General features: G+C 47.4%; 22 protein-coding genes. 2 read left to right on the forward strand and 20 right to left on the reverse strand.

Annotated elements, in window-relative coordinates:
• Window positions 1–283: 283 nt before the first annotated feature.
• From ACJJIS_RS00875 to ACJJIS_RS00955, 17 genes are all read right to left on the reverse strand, one after another.
• A complete protein-coding gene (locus ACJJIS_RS00875; protein ID WP_475709239.1) occupies window positions 284–673 on the reverse strand; it encodes a hypothetical protein in 390 nt (129 codons plus the stop codon).
• A 434-nt stretch (window positions 674–1107) separates the two neighbouring features.
• Entirely contained in the window at window positions 1108–1521 is a 414-nt protein-coding gene (locus tag ACJJIS_RS00880) for a hypothetical protein (protein WP_444918418.1), read from the reverse strand.
• Window positions 1522–1635: 114 nt separating this feature from the next.
• Entirely contained in the window at window positions 1636–2010 is a 375-nt protein-coding gene (locus tag ACJJIS_RS00885) for a DUF6896 domain-containing protein (protein WP_444940560.1), read from the reverse strand.
• A 78-nt stretch (window positions 2011–2088) separates the two neighbouring features.
• Complete coding sequence (locus ACJJIS_RS00890; RefSeq protein WP_475709240.1) at window positions 2089–2403, reverse strand: hypothetical protein; 315 nt, start codon at window positions 2401–2403, stop codon at window positions 2089–2091.
• Window positions 2404–2501: 98 nt separating this feature from the next.
• Window positions 2502–3143 carry a hypothetical protein gene (locus tag ACJJIS_RS00895; protein WP_444915334.1) on the reverse strand — a complete coding sequence of 214 codons (642 nt, stop codon included), beginning with the start codon at window positions 3141–3143 and terminating at the stop codon, window positions 2502–2504.
• 104 nt (window positions 3144–3247) lie between these two features.
• Window positions 3248–3466, reverse strand: a complete 219-nt coding sequence (locus tag ACJJIS_RS00900) for an Imm32 family immunity protein (RefSeq protein WP_475709241.1) — start codon at window positions 3464–3466, stop codon at window positions 3248–3250.
• 477 nt (window positions 3467–3943) lie between these two features.
• Window positions 3944–4348, reverse strand: coding sequence for an SMI1/KNR4 family protein (locus ACJJIS_RS00905; RefSeq protein WP_444896463.1), 405 nt, complete (start codon window positions 4346–4348; stop codon window positions 3944–3946).
• Window positions 4349–4404: 56 nt separating this feature from the next.
• Window positions 4405–4866, reverse strand: coding sequence for a hypothetical protein (locus ACJJIS_RS00910; RefSeq protein WP_475709242.1), 462 nt, complete (start codon window positions 4864–4866; stop codon window positions 4405–4407).
• 81 nt (window positions 4867–4947) lie between these two features.
• Complete coding sequence (locus ACJJIS_RS00915; protein ID WP_475709243.1) at window positions 4948–5550, reverse strand: hypothetical protein; 603 nt, start codon at window positions 5548–5550, stop codon at window positions 4948–4950.
• Between the two features lie 109 nt (window positions 5551–5659).
• Window positions 5660–6190, reverse strand: a complete 531-nt coding sequence (locus tag ACJJIS_RS00920) for a hypothetical protein (RefSeq protein WP_444917900.1) — start codon at window positions 6188–6190, stop codon at window positions 5660–5662.
• A 520-nt stretch (window positions 6191–6710) separates the two neighbouring features.
• Window positions 6711–6944: a hypothetical protein gene (locus ACJJIS_RS00925; RefSeq protein ID WP_475709244.1), complete on the reverse strand. Its 234-nt coding sequence runs from the start codon at window positions 6942–6944 to the stop codon at window positions 6711–6713.
• Window positions 6945–7050: 106 nt separating this feature from the next.
• Complete coding sequence (locus ACJJIS_RS00930; protein WP_475709245.1) at window positions 7051–7380, reverse strand: immunity protein TriTu family protein; 330 nt, start codon at window positions 7378–7380, stop codon at window positions 7051–7053.
• Between the two features lie 18 nt (window positions 7381–7398).
• Complete coding sequence (locus tag ACJJIS_RS00935) at window positions 7399–8244, reverse strand: IS3 family transposase (protein ID WP_475709246.1); 846 nt, start codon at window positions 8242–8244, stop codon at window positions 7399–7401.
• Between the two features lie 8 nt (window positions 8245–8252).
• A complete protein-coding gene (locus tag ACJJIS_RS00940; RefSeq protein WP_475709247.1) occupies window positions 8253–8561 on the reverse strand; it encodes a transposase in 309 nt (102 codons plus the stop codon).
• A 175-nt stretch (window positions 8562–8736) separates the two neighbouring features.
• Window positions 8737–9192 (reverse strand): hypothetical protein, encoded by a 456-nt coding sequence (locus ACJJIS_RS00945; protein WP_475709248.1) that lies wholly within the window; start codon window positions 9190–9192, stop codon window positions 8737–8739.
• Between the two features lie 683 nt (window positions 9193–9875).
• Complete coding sequence (gene ptsP / locus ACJJIS_RS00950) at window positions 9876–12128, reverse strand: phosphoenolpyruvate--protein phosphotransferase (RefSeq protein WP_475709249.1); 2253 nt, start codon at window positions 12126–12128, stop codon at window positions 9876–9878.
• A gap of 108 nt (window positions 12129–12236) precedes the next feature.
• The gene (locus ACJJIS_RS00955; RefSeq protein WP_282934628.1) at window positions 12237–12743 is read right to left on the reverse strand and encodes an RNA pyrophosphohydrolase; all 507 of its coding nucleotides are present in this window, start codon (window positions 12741–12743) and stop codon (window positions 12237–12239) included.
• A gap of 338 nt (window positions 12744–13081) precedes the next feature.
• Here ACJJIS_RS00955 and ACJJIS_RS00960 point away from each other — a divergent pair, with 338 nt between their 5' ends.
• Window positions 13082–13750, forward strand: a complete 669-nt coding sequence (locus ACJJIS_RS00960; RefSeq protein WP_444919255.1) for a histidinol-phosphatase — start codon at window positions 13082–13084, stop codon at window positions 13748–13750.
• Window positions 13751–13792: 42 nt separating this feature from the next.
• The gene (locus tag ACJJIS_RS00965) at window positions 13793–14977 is read left to right on the forward strand and encodes an imelysin family protein (protein ID WP_413663580.1); all 1185 of its coding nucleotides are present in this window, start codon (window positions 13793–13795) and stop codon (window positions 14975–14977) included.
• A 68-nt stretch (window positions 14978–15045) separates the two neighbouring features.
• On the opposite strand, the gene mepK is transcribed toward ACJJIS_RS00965, so the two are convergent.
• The 3 genes from mepK to ACJJIS_RS00980 form a co-directional block, all read right to left on the reverse strand.
• Window positions 15046–15579 (reverse strand): peptidoglycan L,D-endopeptidase MepK, encoded by a 534-nt coding sequence (gene mepK, locus ACJJIS_RS00970; RefSeq protein WP_282930973.1) that lies wholly within the window; start codon window positions 15577–15579, stop codon window positions 15046–15048.
• Between the two features lie 861 nt (window positions 15580–16440).
• Complete coding sequence (locus ACJJIS_RS00975; RefSeq protein WP_475709250.1) at window positions 16441–17619, reverse strand: L,D-transpeptidase family protein; 1179 nt, start codon at window positions 17617–17619, stop codon at window positions 16441–16443.
• A gap of 56 nt (window positions 17620–17675) precedes the next feature.
• On the reverse strand, window positions 17676–18899 hold the full coding sequence (locus ACJJIS_RS00980) for a L,D-transpeptidase family protein (protein WP_475709251.1): 1224 nt from the start codon (window positions 18897–18899) through the stop codon (window positions 17676–17678).
• Window positions 18900–18994: the final 95 nt, after the last annotated feature.

Consider the following 18994-nt stretch of genomic DNA (forward strand, 5'->3'; position numbering starts at 1 on the left):
CAAAGCTATGAGCTGATGAACAAAAACATAATATAGAGCTTAGCCTGGAGGCGAGGTAGCTAAGGATACCGAAGCCAAGTAACCTAATGGGCAGAGTAAATGATGCAGTGTATTGTGTAAGTTCACGTTCATATCTGGGGAAAGCTGTGACACTAAACTCAGATGAAGATCTGCTTGATACTATCATTGGTAAGAGATTCATCACGGATAGGGAACCGCCCATTGCGGACTCGCACGATGGGTGGTGTGGGGGCTGGTAGCTAGAAACTACCGGCTACCCGATTTAGGTGCCACCACCTTCAACATATATGACTTTAGTGTTGCAGCCTTTAATATTTGAGTCTTTAACGTATGTCGTTGTTTCAACGAGTTTAGACGCTGATCGATAGAACAGTGCACAGCGGCCAGTGGCTGTACTTGTGTCAATATTTACAGGCTTTGAGTTTTCAAGGTCAAAAGAGACATAAACTTCACAGGGGCCAGATGAGAGTATGTCTACACCTGCAGCAGTCTTGCTAGGGTAGATCTGTTTTCCTGGGATTAGTATTGCGTTGTCGCAAGAGGTTTTAGCCATTAACGGCGTGCATAAGACTAGAAGAGTTACAGTGAGAAATCTCATGGCAAGAAGCGCCTGGGGTGCGTAACAGCCGTACTGCTTAAACTGCTTATGCATTTTTTGCCTTTATATGTGACAAGCCGAACAAAAGACCAATAATCAAAAATATCAGATGCATGTTCCTGGGCCAGACAAAGTAATTATATAAGCTTGGCGGCCGATGGCTGAATACAAGCATATAGAGAATTACAGCCAAAGGCCCAGATAGGGTACAAAAAAGTACCGCCCATCCCTTTAGATTGAATTTACTTGAAATCCAAATAATTGGAGAGCCAACTAGCAATAGATATATCGCTACGATAGCCAAGGAGAGGAGCCAAGCCTCTATGCTGTCAGAAGCCCAAAACCACCCCAGCTGTAGCCAAGCAATGCACTGAAACATTACAAAGCCAACCGTTCCCAATAGCAGAACGTGCTTAATGTAGTAGATGATAAGTGCCTTCATGTTCCTATACATAACGTCCCAGCCAGCTGCCGCCTTGAATGGCTTGTTATAAGTTTTTATCTCTTAGCTGTTTTAATATATCTCGGCGATAGTGTTCCGCGTGATCTACTGTATAAGAGCAATGGCTATAGCTGGTATATTTTTTTTCATTTTTCCCACAAACTAAGTATTTACTACCTATCGTTGGATATTGGTCACAAGACGAACCAATCATATGCTCAATCTTAAGCCCTTTTACTTTACCAGGATCGCCTTGAAATACTTCAATCGGGGCACCAAATTTTCCCTTTATTTCGCCTCCTGACTCATCAGATTCTTTATATTCTGCTTTTACTAACCGAGCGATAAACAAAGAATCACACGAAGACAAATAATCCTCGACTTCAATATTTGAACAAGAGCATGCCATACCCATTTTGGGAAGTATTAATACCAATAGAAATATCAGGACATTCTTCATTTTACACTTACTCATAACGCTAAGCTAAAAGGCAGGCGAAGTAACGCGTAGCCTGTCCGGTGGAGGCCGCGCTTTTTGCGGCCGGAACGTATTTGAGCGCATTGTTATAGCCCACTACTTTAGTGCCTCGGCGACAAAACACTTTAATAGACCTTCGTCTTCATAGAGTTCTCGGTACTCTGCTAGAGGAAGGTTGCCCTCGTTATATTGTTTTTCAAAAAATAACCGCAACCGCCACTCGTCTGGGTCTGGCTTATCAAAATCGAAGTCGATACCTCCAACATCAGCGGTGCGGTACACGTCAACACCGATGCCATGGGTCACGTACATCCAGTTTGTGCCTGGGATAGATTTTCTCCCTCGGTGTTCGCTTTTGAGGATATCTTCTGCCTTTTCCAGATCAAATGCACGAATCAAAAGCTCCTCTGCCCACGCCTTTTGAGCGTACCAAAGGGGAATTATTTTTTTAATTTTCTCGAGGTTATCCATTATTTTCTTGCGCTATAACGCCCGCGGAGGTCCGAAGGGCTGTAGCATACTGCCTGAGATTGTTAGAAATACTTGGCACTATCTCTTTTTTCCTAAACTTGGCAGCCCACCAGAAAGCGGCCAGGCACCTTGCCTACGATGCCCGAAGCCTGGATTAGATTTACCCTTTGTTTCAGGTGCAAACGGGATAGAACTTAATTCCTGCTGATTAAATACCTCACCAGGATGATTCAAGCCATAGTGGCTTTCTATACTAATAAACGGTACACGGAGGTTACAAGCTGGACATGAAACTGTGGAATTTTTTAGCTTGAACAATGCTCTCTGATTTCTTATCCGGATTTTAGCCTTAGCTTCACTTTTTCCATTCTTTTTCTTCTTTTTCCTAGCCATGGATCACCAGATGATTTCTAACGCCGCCAACACAGGCCGAGCGCAGCGAGGTCCAGCCCAATGTGTTTTTTTGCATTGGGCAATTGTGCTTGGCTTTGTTAGGCATTTTGTAGTTCGGTTAATAATTGGGAAGCTGATATTACATTTGGTTTATAAACTAGACTTTTAGCCTGATTTATAGACCTTTCTAATTTGGCATCCAAGGTTAAAAAGTAATCTGCCTCATTTATCTCTGCACACCACAAGAAATACGCATCTGCAAGCTGATTGTAATTGGCATCCTTTCCTTGTAATGCACCAGAGAATTTCGCTAACTCTAAGAATCTTGGGTGTTTCAGATTATGAAGGAAATTGTGAAATTGCTTGTCGGTAGGCCCTGAATTTAACCAGCTAGGACCCCCTAGAACCGTATTAAATTCAGGCGGCCGCTCCGCGTATTTGATGTCGCTACCATAAAAGAATTCTTTCCTAAATCTTCCCGCCCTACGCACCTCTGAATAGATATTATCAAAATCCATGATCAGAGTGGCACGGAGAGCTTTCAATTTAGATGCCAGCTCTTCCAAACAATCAATTTCCGCCCTCAGTTTTTGGTTTTTTGCTGGTTTCTTGTTAATTGTTTGAATTGGTCCTTTTCTTACCAATGGCTCACCTGGCTTAGCTCCACCAAAATATATATCCATAGTGCGATATGTTGTCGCTGAGTGCTGAATAATATTGCTATCTAGGAATACCTTCATATCTCGAAATGCCTAACGCTCTAATAACCGGCAGCCGAAGCGTAGCGTAGACTGTCCGGCGCGCCCCCTTCGCGCGCGAAGTTCATTAGCTTTTTAAGCATAAATTACTCCGAATCTGGATTGTGAACTACTAATACAGGAGGAGATTCGCCCTCTTCGAAATGCTCATGCTCCCAGGAGCAGCCTTTTTTAATGATGCTTTCTGCACAATGCACCAAAAAAGTAGCCAAAGATCTTAGACACTCTGGATTTGCCGAAATTGTTACCTCATCCAATTCCAGTAGTTCATCACCTGAGGACTTAGAATATCCGTATATTTTCATTTTTGATGCTTAGCGCTGAGTGAATGGGCCGTGTTGCTGCGAAGCAGCGCTTTTAGCAGTCCAGCCCGAAGGGCGATCATAGCACGATTTAATAAGCATTTATTACACCGTAACCGAGAATATTGCAACATACACTAGAAGTAACTGCCCTAGCCATGCAGGCCATTTTGAAAAGTGAAGAAGCATGATACCAGCGGCTGTTAATGACGACCCGAAGACAATGCCATATAAAGCGTACAGTCCCTCGGCTATCCCGCATCCTTCTGTAAATAAAAAGCAAGTATAACTATGGATATGCGCCAACACAGATACAAGAATTAGAGTGCATCCTGCCACAATTTCAAATTTGGAAATAATTAATTTTATATTTGCCATAGCTTTATTGCTTAACGCCTCAATAACCGGCAGCGTTGTGGCGAAGCCACGCTTTTAGCTGTCCGGCGCCGTAGGCGCGAAGTTGATTGATTTGTTAAGCATTTACACATTGCTAGCTACCCACTCCATAAAAGAAGGACAAACCTCTCTGAAATGATCTTTGGGTCCAACCTCTGAGGCATAGTCAGTGGGGTCGAACTCAATGACGCTACTTGCGCTACTGGTTGAATCGATACAATAGTGAATTGCACAGCCAACATGGATGAAGGGCACCAGTTCTTTTGGCCACACCCAGTTCGGATCATCTGGATCACCGGAGCAAAAACTCTGATATAAGCTCAAGATCGAGTCGTCTAAGTCTGTTTTGTGCCCGGTAATTATTCCAAGCATTCCACAATCAGGGCCAAAGCCTCCATTTCCTTTTTCTTTGTAGAGTTCAACTAAAGATACAGGAAGTTCTATCCCTGTTTTTTCTTTGAACTCTCTCGCTTCCTTTTCGATGCTCATAACTTGATCTGATGCTTAACGACAAGGTAATGGGCAGCCTTGTGGCGAAGCCACGCTTAAGGCTGTCCAGCCGAAGGCGACATTGACCGCCTTGTTATGTTTATAGGTAGGTCATACCCTCTCATTGTGTCCCAAACTAACTTTCCTTGGCACTCATAGTAAGAAAAATATACAGCGCTAATGCTTAGTGTTTCAATTTCAGAGGGAGCTGCGTAAAAGTATGCTTTGGAAAAACCTCTTTCTTTTTCTAAGGCTAGCCCTGACGCTAGCTTAACCTTTCCTTGTTCTTTTTTATACAGATTAATACTGCTCAAATCTCTTGAGTTGTATTTTTGAGGCAAGGAAATAGACACATAATAAAGCTCGCCATCAAATTCACTTTTTATTGAGTAAACGTCTACATCCATTTTATACCCATGCTCAGTACCTTCTACTCGGCTAGGGCATGGATTGGGCTCTTCGACAGCAAAACAGCTAACCGAGAGGAAACTTAAAATCACGAGAAGAACTTTGTTCATAAGTAAACATAACACCCACATAAAAGGCCGACCGAGAGGGAGGTCCAGCGCAACGAAGTGGAGCGATTTTTGATGTGTTTGTTATGTTTTTTCACATAGGACACTGTATTTTACGCTTTTATAGCTATTTACTTTATCTAAAAATAGGCGGCAGCTTTGATCACCCTGCTTCAGGTTTATGTACTGCCCTACAGTCATGTTGGATTTTTGATTGTTAAATACAATATTTGCATCATCATCGTAGACTGTTGTCACGCTTAGTATGTACTTTGCACTGAATAGCTTTTTAACATCGCCTTCGTATAAGTCAAACTCCTGATGATTGGAGAAAAGGGCATCGATCCTCCCCTTAAGAACGTCGATTTCTTTCTTTTTCTCTTGGATTTCCTTTGAGCGTTTCTCTGAAATATTTTTTTCTTCTATTACACTCAATTTCAATCGTGATATTTCGCTATTTAGTTTATCGAACTCTTCTTGCTTGTTAAGTTGCAAAGACAATTTGTCGGCTGCATCAGCAGCCTTTTTTGACAACTCTATGAGGTTTAGCTTTTCGGACGTTTCGTAGGCGGCTATTTGTTGCTTTAAAACATCTATTTGCTCTCCACGCAAATACCAAGTGGCGGCAGCCGTGACAGTAATAACAGTAAATAATGCCGCCGAGACTTCTTTCACATTAAATTGCAAGACATAAACTCCTTATGAAACATAACGCCGGCCACACAGGCGAGCGAAACGAAGTGTAGCGAGTCCAGCCAAATGCGTTTTTTGCATTTGGCGATTGTGCTGGCCTTTGTTAGTTTCGTTTTCCAAATACAAAGTGCTTTCCCTCAACTGTACCTAATGTTGGGAGCATATTATCCATGCCTCCTTTTATGGTTTTTCCGCTTAAGTCCCATTCAACCTGGGGAAGCCAATAGTCAAGCTCCTCTCTGTTGTCGTGGCACTTAATGGGCATGCTTTCATCAACCTTGCGTCCTGAAAAGGTTGGCCCAAAATTAAAGCATGGCCAAGTAGGCCTCCACCAGTACATATCGGGAAGCCCTGTTGCTTTGCCTTTGCGGGGAATATCAAAAGCAGTAATGGAGCCACTATGGCTTTTGTAGATCATTACGCTCCATTTATAGCCTCTGATTGAATCACCGTAGTTTGGGTGATCAAAAATTATAAATTCGCCATTATTAATCTTTGATATATCCAGCCTAAACAGGGCTGCTTCAGCTCTAGAATTAGGCTGAAGCGATGAAAAAAAAGGCACCATAGAGAAAACAACCCCTATTAATAGAGTTGTTAAAACTAGAATCGATAACGATTTCTTTCGGTTCATATTTAAACTAACGCCGCCAACACGGGCCGAAATGGAGCAGCGAAGCTGCGGAATGGAGGTCCAGCCAGCTTTGCTGGCGATCGTGCTTGACTTTGTTAAGAGTTCTCATTTCCGAAGTGCCCAATAGAAGCAATACTAATTACAAGGAATACAAAAATTACTATGAGCCAAACATATGGTCTGAACCAAAACCAATAGTCCATGCGATTTCCAGTCAAATGAAGATACTTAAAGCCAAAAATATAAACAAGAGTGACGGCTGTTGCTAAGATTAAACTGGCCGGCAGAAACAGTACAACAGTGTCACTCCCACCTTTTGAGTTAAAGAAACCCAGAATAAATAGCCCAAAATTCAGATAACCTAAGACCTTTACTACATGTAAAAATAACTCTTTATTAGTACTCATTGAATATCTATGTTTTGACTCTTAACGCCGTTGGCATGGGCCGGAAAACCGCGTAGCGGTTTGGAGGTCCAGCCGAAGGCGAGCATGCCCAACCTTGTTAAGTTTATGATACCTCACGACGCCCACTCTAATTGATTAGGGAGTTCGCCAGACTTAAAACTTTTACGAACCTTAGTAGCTGCACGCATGTAGTATTGTTCATTGCTACCTTTTGTGTGTGAGGTTTCACCATTTGATTTGTCGATTGATAACTCACCTACATCATTAGGATAAGCAGAGTCATAGAAAGAGTAGGTTGCCTCTGTCTCTGATTCTTCAATCTTATTGATTAATATATAAAATGCCATATTTCCCTAGTGAACTTAACGCCGGCCACACAGGCGAGCGTTTTTCGCGAGTCCAGCCAAATGCGTTTTTTTGCATTTGGCGATTGTGCTGGCCCTTGTTATGTTTTTAGCGAACATAAGTTGCCACTTCACTGAGCCACCAGTTTAATTTATCTTCGAGTCGCCAAAGCTCAGGTATTTCAAATACCGTTTGAAACACATGATTCCCGGTTTCGATATCGAGCGCCTCTACTACCAAGCTCCCACTTTCCCATAGTGTTGCTCTAGCCAACAATCCATTTCCAGCTATTTCGATGTAGCGTGCTTTAACAGAATCGCCTAGTTCATCGGTGATTGAGACATCATATCCCTCAGCATCAAATATTTTGGATTTGGATGATTTCCAGTTTTCTAAGTACGCTAGTAACTCATTCATGCTGAAATTGGTCTTGCCCACAAAAAGTAGACACTCTAACTATGCGTATTTTCGCTCATACTCTGCTGGACTTACATAGCCCAATGCAGAGTGCCTACGAACCCTATTGTAGAAAATCTCAATGTATTCAAACACCTCAGATTTTGCTTGCTCTTCGCTTTCGAATGTTCCGGCATAGACCAGCTCGACTTTTAGCCTGCTAAAGAATGATTCCATTGCCGCATTATCCCAACAGTTAGCCTGGCGACTCATACTCGGCTTGCACTTGCTTTCGGACAAGAGATCCTGGTATTTCTGCGATCGATATTGCACACCCCTGTCAGAGTGAACTAGCAGTCCAGGCTTTATTGGTCGTCGCTCTAGGGCCATTTTCAATGCTCGACGTGTCAATTCATCGGTCATCTGCGAGTCGAATGCCCAACCTACAATACGTCGAGAGTACAGATCCATAACTACCGCGAGGTATAGCCACCTATCCAGAACCCAGATATACGTAATGTCACTTGTCCAGCGGCAATTGGGTCGATCCACATCAAAGCAACGCTTAAGTAAGTTGGCGGAGACGTTAATGCTCCCCTCTACGGGCTGACTATATCGAAAGCCTTTGCCGTTTCTCGCTTTAATATGCTCCTGTTGCATAAGCTTAGCGACGTAGTTTCGCGAGCATGGCTCACCTAACTCTTGAAGCTCGCAAGCAATTCTAGGCGCGCCATAACGACCTTTAAACTCAACAAACGTCTCTCGGATTTTCTCGATTGTTCGTATCTTTCTAATCGTGCGAGCAGATGGCAGTCGCCCCCGCCATCGATAATAACCCGATCTTGAGACTTCTAAACACCGACACATCAAGCTAACCGGGAATAACTCTACATGCTCTTGTATCAATGCGTACTTTACTCTTGGTGGTTCACAAAGTACGCAGCTGCCTTTTTTAGAAACTCAACCTCCTGACGAGCTTCATGGAGCTCCTTCTTGAGCTTGCGAACTTCAGCGCTTTCCTGTTTGGAATAGTCGACACCGTCTAAACTATTGAACTGCTTATCAGACAGTCGATTAAATTGACGACGCCAGTTGTAGATCTGCTGTGCACTGACACCTAGCTCTCGTGCTACAGAAGCCGTTGTTGCTCCAGGCTTTTCCGCTCTCTTAACTGCTTCTCTACGGAACTCCTCCGTATACGCCTGAGTTCTTTTCTTACCCATGATACACCTCCGTGTTAGGCCTAAACCTAACTATACAGGGTGTCTACTAAACGTGGGTAAGTCTTAAATATAACGCCAAGCTAAACGGCACAAATGGCTGTGGTAGAGTGAAACGAACCACGGCCATTTGTGTCCGGCGGAGCCCCGCAGGGGCGGAGCAAATTTAAGCGCCTTGTTATAAATTTTCACTTTCCAGCCTCAACTTAACAAGCTCTTTATCCTCAAAACTAAAATATGAATCTAGTATTTTACATTCTCCAGTAGATTCACACTCAAGCAGCGTGAATACTTTCCGTTGATCCTGTTGGGTACAGTTGGAGTCGTATGAATATTTATTCTTTTTTACACAGCCATATTTTGGGTTCAGTTTAAACTTCCATAACTTAGAGTTAGACAGCTTGATAACTATATCGGCATCATCGCTCAAGGCCTCGTACTCATATTTTTCCGAAGGTAAACCCAGACTCTCGACTATTATTTGACCATCGTTAACAATTAGGTAATTTTTGTTCCACGGCATTTTCCCTAAAAAAGCGTACGAAGGCTGCCAAACTCCATTGGGCACTTTAGCGGACCCGGCCCAAGAAACTGCTGCAAAAAAGGGTACTAGTATAGTCAGTAATATTTTCATCTTTCGCCTTGGTATTTATAACATTTATATAGTAATCATTCTGACCACTTTTATCATGATTACTATTTCGGAATCAATTTTCCCGATATAACGGAAATTTTAAATAAAAATCATAGGGTTAGATGTATTTGGTGCTAAAGTGCAAACTACAAAAATAATCACTTTGACTACTATCCCGGTTTTTAACTCAACTTATAACTGACTGATTTGTATAGTATTTTTATACATTCTATGTAAAGCTCAAAAATAACGGTCAAAATGATCATAATTACCTGAGCTGGCACTCACTAACTTGTCAGAATTATCGGGAATTTAGAAGTGTGATGAGGCCAAGGCTTCAGGATTGAGTGTTGTGAAGGATTAGATATTTTTTTAGTTTGAGTGTACTAATTGAGTATCACGCGTATTTAGTAGTTATTTGTTTTTTCTTTGGGTGGGGGATATTCTGCTATGCCATTGACACGCTTAAAAATAAAGTGAGCTTGCCATTTCTGAAAAGTAGCTTAAGGATTAGGAAACATTGAGAAGTTATTTAGAAGGTCAGAATAATGTTGAGCGATATAGCTCTTCATTAATCGCTTGGGCAAATATCTTGCTGTTGCGAGGGGCTAACGGTTTGGTTGTTAGATATTGAACTCAGGCTTTATAAAATTGGGTAAATTTAGATTTAAATACCTCATCATTTACGGCTGCAAAGACACCTTCAGCCCTGCCTCATTAAGAAACCCTTTCACGGTACTTTCAATTTGCTCGGGGCTATTCATCTGCAAAACCTGTTGCAGGAGTTGCTCAATATCAGCTCGGCTAACGGCACGCAGCGTAGCTTTTATTCGCGGTAAGTTAGTTGCGTTCATCGATAGCATATCGTAGCCCATGGCTACTAATAACAATGCACCGCTAGGTTCTCCTGCTAGTTCTCCGCAAATCCCTACTTCGGTACCAACGGCATGGGCCGCTGTTACGATTTCCTGCAAAGCGCGCAGGACTGCCGGGTGCAGGGCGTGGTAAATATTGGCTACGCGGCTGTTATTGCGATCCACCGCCAGGAGATATTGAGTGAGGTCATTACTACCCACCGATATAAAATCTGCATGTACGGCGAGTTCCCGCACTTGGTAGACGGCGGAGGGTACCTCTACCATTACCCCGAGTGGGGGCATAACAATTTCGTAACCTTCTTCAAGCAGCTCCCGGTAGGCTCTTTCCACCAGTTTGCGCGCGGCTTCGAGCTCGTTCAGGCCGCTGATCATGGGGAGCATAATTCGCAGGTTATTTAGCCCCAGGCTGGCTTTCATCATGGCGCGCACTTGCGCCAGGAATATTTCCGGGTGGTCGAGAGTTACGCGAATACCGCGCCATCCCAGAAAGGGATTGGTTTCCTCGATAGGGAAATAGGCCAGTGCTTTATCGCCGCCGATATCCAAGGTGCGCATGGTGACGGGCAGGGGGGCAAAGGCTTCCAGTTGCTCCCGGTAAATTTCCCGCTGCTCTTCCTCGGAGGGGAAACGGTCTCGCAATAGAAAAGGTACTTCGGTACGGAAAAGTCCTACTCCTTCAGCGCCGCGCTCCAGGGAGCGAACAACATCGGCCATCAGCCCGGTATTTACCATCAGGCGAATGCGATGGCCATCGGAGGTGATTGCCGGGAGTTGAGCCAGGTGGTCCAGGTTGCGGGCCAGTTGCTGCTCTTCTGCAACAATATCGTCGTACCGGCGCTTGAGTTCTGCGCCGGGGTGAATATGCAAATCGCCCCGGTAGCCATCCACCACCATATCGACACCGTCGATGGTTTCGTAGGGCAGGTCCTGAACTCCCATTACAGCGGGCAGTCCCATGGCTCGGGCAATAATAGCCACATGGCTGTTGGAGGAGCCTTTAACGGATACGGCTCCGATCAGCTTTTCCCTGGGTACTTCTGCCAATACCGCTGCGGTTAGCTCTTCGCCGATCAGGATGGTGTTATCGGGGAAGTCCCGGTCGCTCTGCTGCTGTTGCCGCAGGTGCATCAGCACTCGGGCGCCCAGGTCGCGAACATCGGCGGCCCTATCGCGAAAGTAGGAGTCGGACATGGCTTCAAAGCGCCGCACATGTTCCAACATAACTTCGGCCCAGGCCCGCTGGGCACTGAGCTGCTGTTGGATGCGATCGCATACCTCGACAGCGAGGGAGCTGTCATCCAACATGCTGATGTAGGCATCGAATAGCGCCCGTTCCTCGGGGCTGAGGTCGCTCTTCAGGCGCTCACCGACTTCGCGAATTTCCTCTTGGGCGGCAGTCAGGGCCTGTTGAAACAGGGCCAGTTCAGTGTCCACATCCTCGCATTCGGAGTAGGGCACTGTGCCGAGATTCGCATGCGGGGTGACAATATGTACCCGCCCGATAGCCACACCGGGGGACGCGGCAATGCCAGAGAAGTGAGTTTCCCGTTGTTGCTTGCCAATACAGGCCAGAAGACCGGTAGCCTCGGCGTGGGCGATAACGCCGGCGAGCTGCGCCGAGAGTGTAACCAGGAAAGCTTCTTCCCATTCGTCGAATCGGCGTTTCTCCTCTTGCTGCACAACCAGGACACCCAGTACGGCGCGGTGGTGAATAATCGGTGTGCCGAGAAAGGCGCTGAAGCGCTCTTCTCCAGTAGAGGGGAAATATTGGAAGGCGGGGTGGGCTTCGGCTCTTTCCAGGTTAATCGGTTCTTCACGGGTAACTACATTGCCCACCAGTCCCTCGCCGGGGGCCAGGTGGACCTGGCCAACCGCTTTGGGGTTGAGGCCATCGGTGGCCATCAGGACATAGTTGCCGTGTTGCTTGTCGCGCAGATATACGGAGCAGACGCGGGTGTGCATGATTTCCCGCACGCGATGCACAATGATTTCCAGCACCGCGGTGAGGTTCCGGGCGGCATTTACTTCCTGAACGATACTGCGCAGAGATCCGAGCAATGGCCTGTCCTCGCCAATCAACGGAGAAATTCGATGGCCCCGGAAAGTAGAATTTCGATGCTGATCGGGGCCATTTTGTGAAGATACGCTGCTAACTACCCTGTGCGGTCAGCTGTCCTGTCCGCGCAGCCAGCGTCTCTCCAGCTGTATTTGTTGTGGGGCCAGCTCGGTCAGTGCACGCCGGTATACTTCACGCTTAAAGGTCACCACTTTACTCAGTGGGTGCCAGTAGCTTACCCAGCGCCAGTGGTCGAATTCGGGTTTGTAACCATTGTCGAAGCTGATAGAGGCCTCTTCTGCCTCGAGCCTCAGCAGGTACCACTTTTGCTTTTGCCCGATGCACAGTGGTTCGGAGCGACGTCGAATCAGCCTTTGAGGCAGGCGATAGCGCAGCCAGCCTCGGGTACAGGCAATCATACTGACTTGATCGCGAGTAAGGCCTACTTCCTCGTACAGTTCCCTATATAGCGCCTGTTCAGGGGTTTCGCCCGGATTAATACCACCCTGGGGAAATTGCCAGGCGTCCTTGCCACCTACCCGCCGCGCCCACAGTGCCTGACCGCGGGCGTTGAGCACGATAATACCGACATTGGGGCGGAACCCCTCGGCATCGATATTGCTGCTGCTCTCGCCACTCGTGCCCCGGTTCTTGTTACCGGCCGGGGCTTTATCATTGCGATTCGAATGCTTGGCGGGCTTACGGCGGTTCTTTCGTCCGGCCTGTGCCGGCTTGCCGTCGCCCAAAATACCATCCTCAATACTGTTGTGTGCGGCCGTGCGCTGCACTTACTTGTTCTGCATTGTTCCACAGCGGGGGGTTTACAGCAATTCAGTGACGCAGTCCGTGTGCTGTCGTGCGGCGCAAGGTAAAATTAGCGGCCGCGCAGGGGACGTTTCCGGCTTCCTGGCGGTCAAATGCTTATGGGGAACCTATAGTTATGGGAGAGTCGACGGTGCACTTGGCAATCTTTGATCTGGATAACACGCTGATAGGTGGTGATAGCGATCATGCCTGGGGCGAATTTCTGGTGGAGCGTGAACATGTCGACGGGACCCGTTACCGCTCGGCTAACGATCGCTTTTATCAAGATTACCAGCGCGGTGAATTGGATATTTTTGCCTACCTGGAATTTGCCTTGGAGCCCCTGGCTCAGCTTTCCCGTGGTCAATTGGATAACTTGCAAAGCGAGTTTATGCAGGAAGTTATCAGTGAATTGTGGCTGCCTCGGGCCCAGGAGCTGATCGGCGAGCACCGCCGCAAAGGCCACCACATCATGATTATCACTGCGACCAATCGCTTTGTGGTTGAGCCTATTGCCTCGCGCCTCGGTGTCGATACCCTGCTGGCCACTGAGCCAGAGGAGGATGAGGGGCGGTTCACCGGAAAGGTCGTTGGTGAACCCTGTTACCAGGGGGGAAAAGTTGTCCGGTTGCGCCAATGGCTGGCCCACAACCCGGAATACGCCAACAGTGAAAAGTGGTTCTACAGTGACTCCATCAATGATCTGCCCTTACTGGGCGAAGTTGAGCACCCAATTGCGGTGGACCCGGATGATCGTCTGCGCGCAGAAGCTAAGGCTCGCGGCTGGCCGGTGATCAGTTTGCGGGAAGAGAGTGAGTAGGTGCTTGCCAGTATTTGTGAAATGCACAAGATGGGGAATTGAGTGAACGGATCTATTATCCAGTACCGGGCCCTGGCTGTTTTAATCGGGGCCCTGGCCGGACTTTCTGCCTGTGAGCAAAAAGCGGTAGAAAAACCGCAGCAGGTATCGCAACAAAGTATTGCGCCGCAACCTGTGAATGAAAAGGCTGCGACCGAGTTATCCCTGGCAATTTGGCAGGCGGGTGAGGCCCAGGTTATCCACGCCCATGCCGCTGTTGAAACGTTGCAGCGTGAAGTGGATGGTCTCCTGGCTCAGCCGAATGAAAACAAGTTGGAAAATGCCAGGCTCGCCTGGCTGGATGCCCACAGGGAATTTGCTGCTGCACTGCCTTATATCCAGTTGGCTTTTTCTTCGGGAGAGTTGCGCAGCCAGGGTAGAAAATTACTGTTATCAGTAGATAGTTGGCCGGCTCAGGCGGGCTACCTGGATACAGTGCCGGGTTATTCTGAGAGCGGTATCGTTAACGATACGGCCATTGATCTGACCTTAACGAATCTCCGCAAGCAGCACCGCCTGACGGCCCATGAAGAGGCCAGCACCGGTTTTCACGCCCTGGAAATTATGCTCTGGGGGCCCACCAGCGAGCGGGTTGCGGAGCAGTTTTTGGCTAAGTCCGATGGGGAAAAACCCGAGGCCCTGGCCGTCAATCGGCGCCGTGAACTAACCCGCTTGATCGTTAAAGGTGTGGAAGAGGATATGGCAGGCTTGGCCCGCCGTTGGCCGACGGCAGCCAACAGCCTGTCGCGACCCTATTTATCCCTTGGACCGGTTGCCCGATTGCAGCAAATCCGTGCATCGCACACCCGGGTGATTGATGAGCAGCTGTTGCGCAGGTTGCCGGAGAGTTCCGAGAGCGATGTGGAAAGTAGCCGTGCTGCCGATTCAAAGCAGGCGATATTGGCAATTATGGCAACTCTCCAGTCAAACTGGATTCCCACTGGTGGGGGCGGCTTAGCGGAGCTGTTGCTGGATCGACATCAGGTGACGGCTTTAGAGCAGGCTTTTGTGGATTTCGAGAGCTTGTTGTTGCAAATGGAAGACCCGATTGAGCTGGCGGAGCTGACCCAATTGGCCCAGGCACGCAAACTTCTGGAACGTATCGCCGGGTTGATGGCAGGTACTACCCAAGTGCCAGTATCCGATCAGGATGTGATGCCGGTTAGCTTACCGGTTGATGGTGAATAAATCTTGCTCTCACAGGCATAACAAAAAACCCGGCGACTGCCGGGTTTTTTGTATCTGTTGGGTGGGGATTACCAGCGACGTACAGGGCCAGTATCCACGTGTACGAAGTTACTCTTCGGGTAGTATCCGACACCGCCCGCTTTCAGGTTGAGTGCTGCCTGGCGCAACTTCGACAGGGACACTCCCGGCATACGGATATCCAAGGCCATACCACGTGTGTGGTAACTGCGTTTCGCTACGCCTCGGCCAGCTGCGCGCAGTTTGGCATTGGTTTTAGGTGAACGGTACCCAGAGATAATCTCAATGGTGCCGTTGTAATTGAACTTCTCCTTCAGCTTGTAGACGATATCTAGAAGCTTGGGGTCCATTCGGGTCACTTCGTTGGCGCGGTGGTCACGAAGCAATTTGTTGAACTGCTTCAGGCCTCCGCTGCTGTAATCTCCGTTAGTCCAGTAGGCGGCCTCCAGCTTCTCCCCGGTGTGCAGGTTGCGCATTTTCAGGGTGCGGGAGCTACCTACTTTTGCGAAAGTCGGTCCGGCGCTGACGGCCGCCGCAGTTGCGCAGGTCACTGCCAGGAATCGACGTCTGGATGGATTCTTCATAATTCCGCCTCGTCGTTAAATCTCTCGTCGGTTTGCCTTAGTTGGCGCAACCGGGTACGGCGGAAAATGTACAAAAAATAACCAGTTGTTACAAACCTGAAGCTGCTAATTCGGAAATAATTAGATGGCCCCCGTGGTATATTTTTTCTTTTCTGCTACCTGAAACCGGAATTTTTATTGCTGATCAGTCGATAGTGCTGAATAGGGTGGAGACAGCGTTGTCATTGCACGCTAATCGCTAAAAAATTATTTTTCTGCGACTTATAAGTTTTATCGGGCGGTTTCGTCAGTGTACTTGGGAGCTATCCGATCACCTCTTCGGTCATGAGCTCGATAGCCTTCTTTATTAGTGGCTGGTTTACCCATTTATATACAGAGGACAACCTAGATATATAGAAGATAAGAATTTGTATGTACATGTATATACATGCAGATTGGGCTCTGCCAGCGTAGTATTTCTCCGGACATACAGCTGTTTAGGTTATCCGGCATCCAGGACCGCCCTATATATGGGGGGCGTATTGATCTCGACTTCTTGGAGCCCGCCAGTAGTAGCGGGCGATAAAAAGAAACCTGGAAAAATTAGATCCGGCCAGTATTGCTACCACGGTTGTGAATATGGCAAAACTCTAATTTTGTGATAACAAGGATGTAGTTTCCAAACCAAAGCCAGGGTTTAAATAGAAGTGTGAGTAGTGCTTTGAAAAATTAAATCAAACTTGCTTAGGTGGTTATTTTGACCGGTGTCTTTCAAATTCTATTGTTTGGAGAACTTTAGCGTTATAGCGCGCTGCCAGCGAAAATGAGAACAGGCAAAATCCTTTAGCGATACTTAATATTTTTCACTTGCCGATAGGCTCCCTAATTTGGATAAGGCTGTTCTTTGTCACGATGATAAATATCAGAGCGGAATTGGGGGCGCCCATCCCTATCTATCCAGGCGGTCATATAAACGATGTAAATACGGGGTGATCCCTTCACCTTTACATTCAGAGCATCGTGCCCATTGGCTGCCTGCGCTACCCGGGTTCTGTCCCACCCCTGGTCACGAAGAAGAAAATAAGCTAATTCTTCTGGTGCTTGTAGCCTTACGCATCCGTGACTTAATGCCCGCTGGCGAAGTTTAAACAGGCTTTGAGCCTGGGTGTCATGGAGAAAAATAGCCTGCTTATTGGGGATAACAAATTTCACTTTTCCCAGGGTATTCTCAGGGCCACTCAATTGCCTCAAAGTAGCGTGCCCACCGGCTGCCTTGGCAATAGTCTCCTCTGTAATAGGGGATGATTTACCGCTGCGATATTGCACTACTCGATAACCCCGCTTGTGCATGGCTGTTGGGTTGTGTCGTGCCTTGGGCAAAAGCTCGGTGACAAGAATACTTCGGGGGACAGTCCAGGTTGGGCTGAAAACAATATTGGTTATCCGCGTGCGTAAATTTGGTGTGCGCGTACTGCTTTTTCCCACGACGGTTTTCATATTGAGAGCGACCGAACCATCTTCAATAAGCTGCAATCGATAGTCGGGCACGTTGACGATTACGTAGCGATCATCCTCTGGGAGCTTTAGCTGCTCCCATCGGGATGCATTTAATTCCATTTGCTTAGCGCGTTCCATTGGCGATATAGCCAAGGCTGCAAGTGTGTCTTCATCGGCGATACCGGTAACGTTCAATCCGTGGCGTTCCTGAAAGCGCTCCACTGCAGCTTGGAGCGCACTGTCAAATCTTCGGGGGTCTTTTTGCGGAGCGGAAAGCGGCCCGGGCTGACCGTGATAATCCTTATACATTGCCAGTAAATTACGTAGTTGTAGGACACGAGGGCCTTTGTCTCCGGGCTGTAAAGTTTTTCCCTGGGTAATCGGTCGCCAGTTTTTCGCTAACAGTCGGTAGGCCTGAGCGGTATCGCGTAATTGCTGGGTCGAACTGATTGGCTCAATAATGATATCGGTCCGCCCAGTGAATGAAGCATTCAAAGGGCTGGCCGAGGCAATTACGAGGCTTATCAGTGCGGCGATGCCGAGCTGGAATGGGCCATTTGCCATACTGATAACTCAGTAGTCCCTGTAGCTCTCAATCCGCTTCACTCTGTTACCTCCTATTACTGATCCCGGTTATAGATATCCGGCCGAAACTGAAGCTGCCCATTTTCATCGATCCAGGCAGTCCAGTAAGCGATATAAACCGGTAGGGGATTTTTAAGGGCAACACCATGGGTGCGACCACTTCCCAGCGCGCGATTGATACGGGCATCACTCCACTTGTTTTGCTGGGCTAACATCATGCGAGCAAACTGCAATGGTTTTTCCAGGCGAATACAACCGTGGCTAAAGGCTCTTTGGGATTTTTTGAATAAATGCTTGCTATTTGTGTCGTGGAGAAAAATGGCCTGCCGATTGGGGATAACAAATTTCACTCTTCCCAAAGCATTTCCCGGCCCGCCTTTTTGTTGCAGTGAAACTTGTCCTCGACGCACTGCAGCCACATTTCCACGAGTAAAAGGCACCGATCTGCCCCGATGATTCATTAGGCGATAACCCTTAGCTCTCAGTGCGGAGCTGCCCTTGGGTAAAAGTTCACGCAGCGCAATACTGGGCGGGACACGCCATACAGGATTAAATTCCAGTCGCGTCATACGGGTAGCGATTTGCGGTGTTTTGTGTTTTGGTTTTCCCACAACCACACGCATACGGAACTGCTCTTTATCGCCTTCAATTAGGCGCAAATTAAATTCCGGGACATTCACGATGATATAGCGAGGCCCTAAATCCTTGGGAAGTTGTTTCCAGCGTTCAATATTCGCTGCCAGAATTTTGGCAACTTTATCTGGCGGGGTATTGAGTCGACTTCGGGTTCCCTCATCAACCAGTGCCGTTTGCTTTAATCCGTGACGTTTCTGAAACCGTTTAACGGCTTGCTGCAGTTTTTTGTCGTAGACATCTGCTTTAGAAGTATTTGCTCCATACTCTTCGGGATGGTGATCACCATAGAGCATTAACAGGCTTCTCAATTGCTCAACCCGGGGACTGCGACTGCCCGGTGCGATAGGTTGTCCAGCACTGAGCGGTTTCCAGTAATTACCTTGTGCCAGGGTTTGGTAGCGTGCTAACGCTTCGCTGAGTAGGGAAAATTGCCTGCCCTGAGGTAAAAAAGGATCGCGACTGCCGATCAGGTCAGGCTCGACGATATCTTGAGCTTCGGCGATTATTTGTGGTGAGTGGATACCCAGCGATATTGCTATGGCAATCGCAGCGGCACTCGCCCTGAGGGAGGTTAGTTGGTTGCGTGGCAAAAAAGCGCAAAGTGAATTGTTGGCAGCACCCATAAGTCACCCCTGCAAGCACTGAGAAATCAGTGAGATTTATCACTGTGCTCACATTGATAACTTGTGACTGATAGTCTTTAAATAATTTTCAGGAA

This window comes from Microbulbifer maximicatervae (SeqCode) (assembly GCF_056231245.1).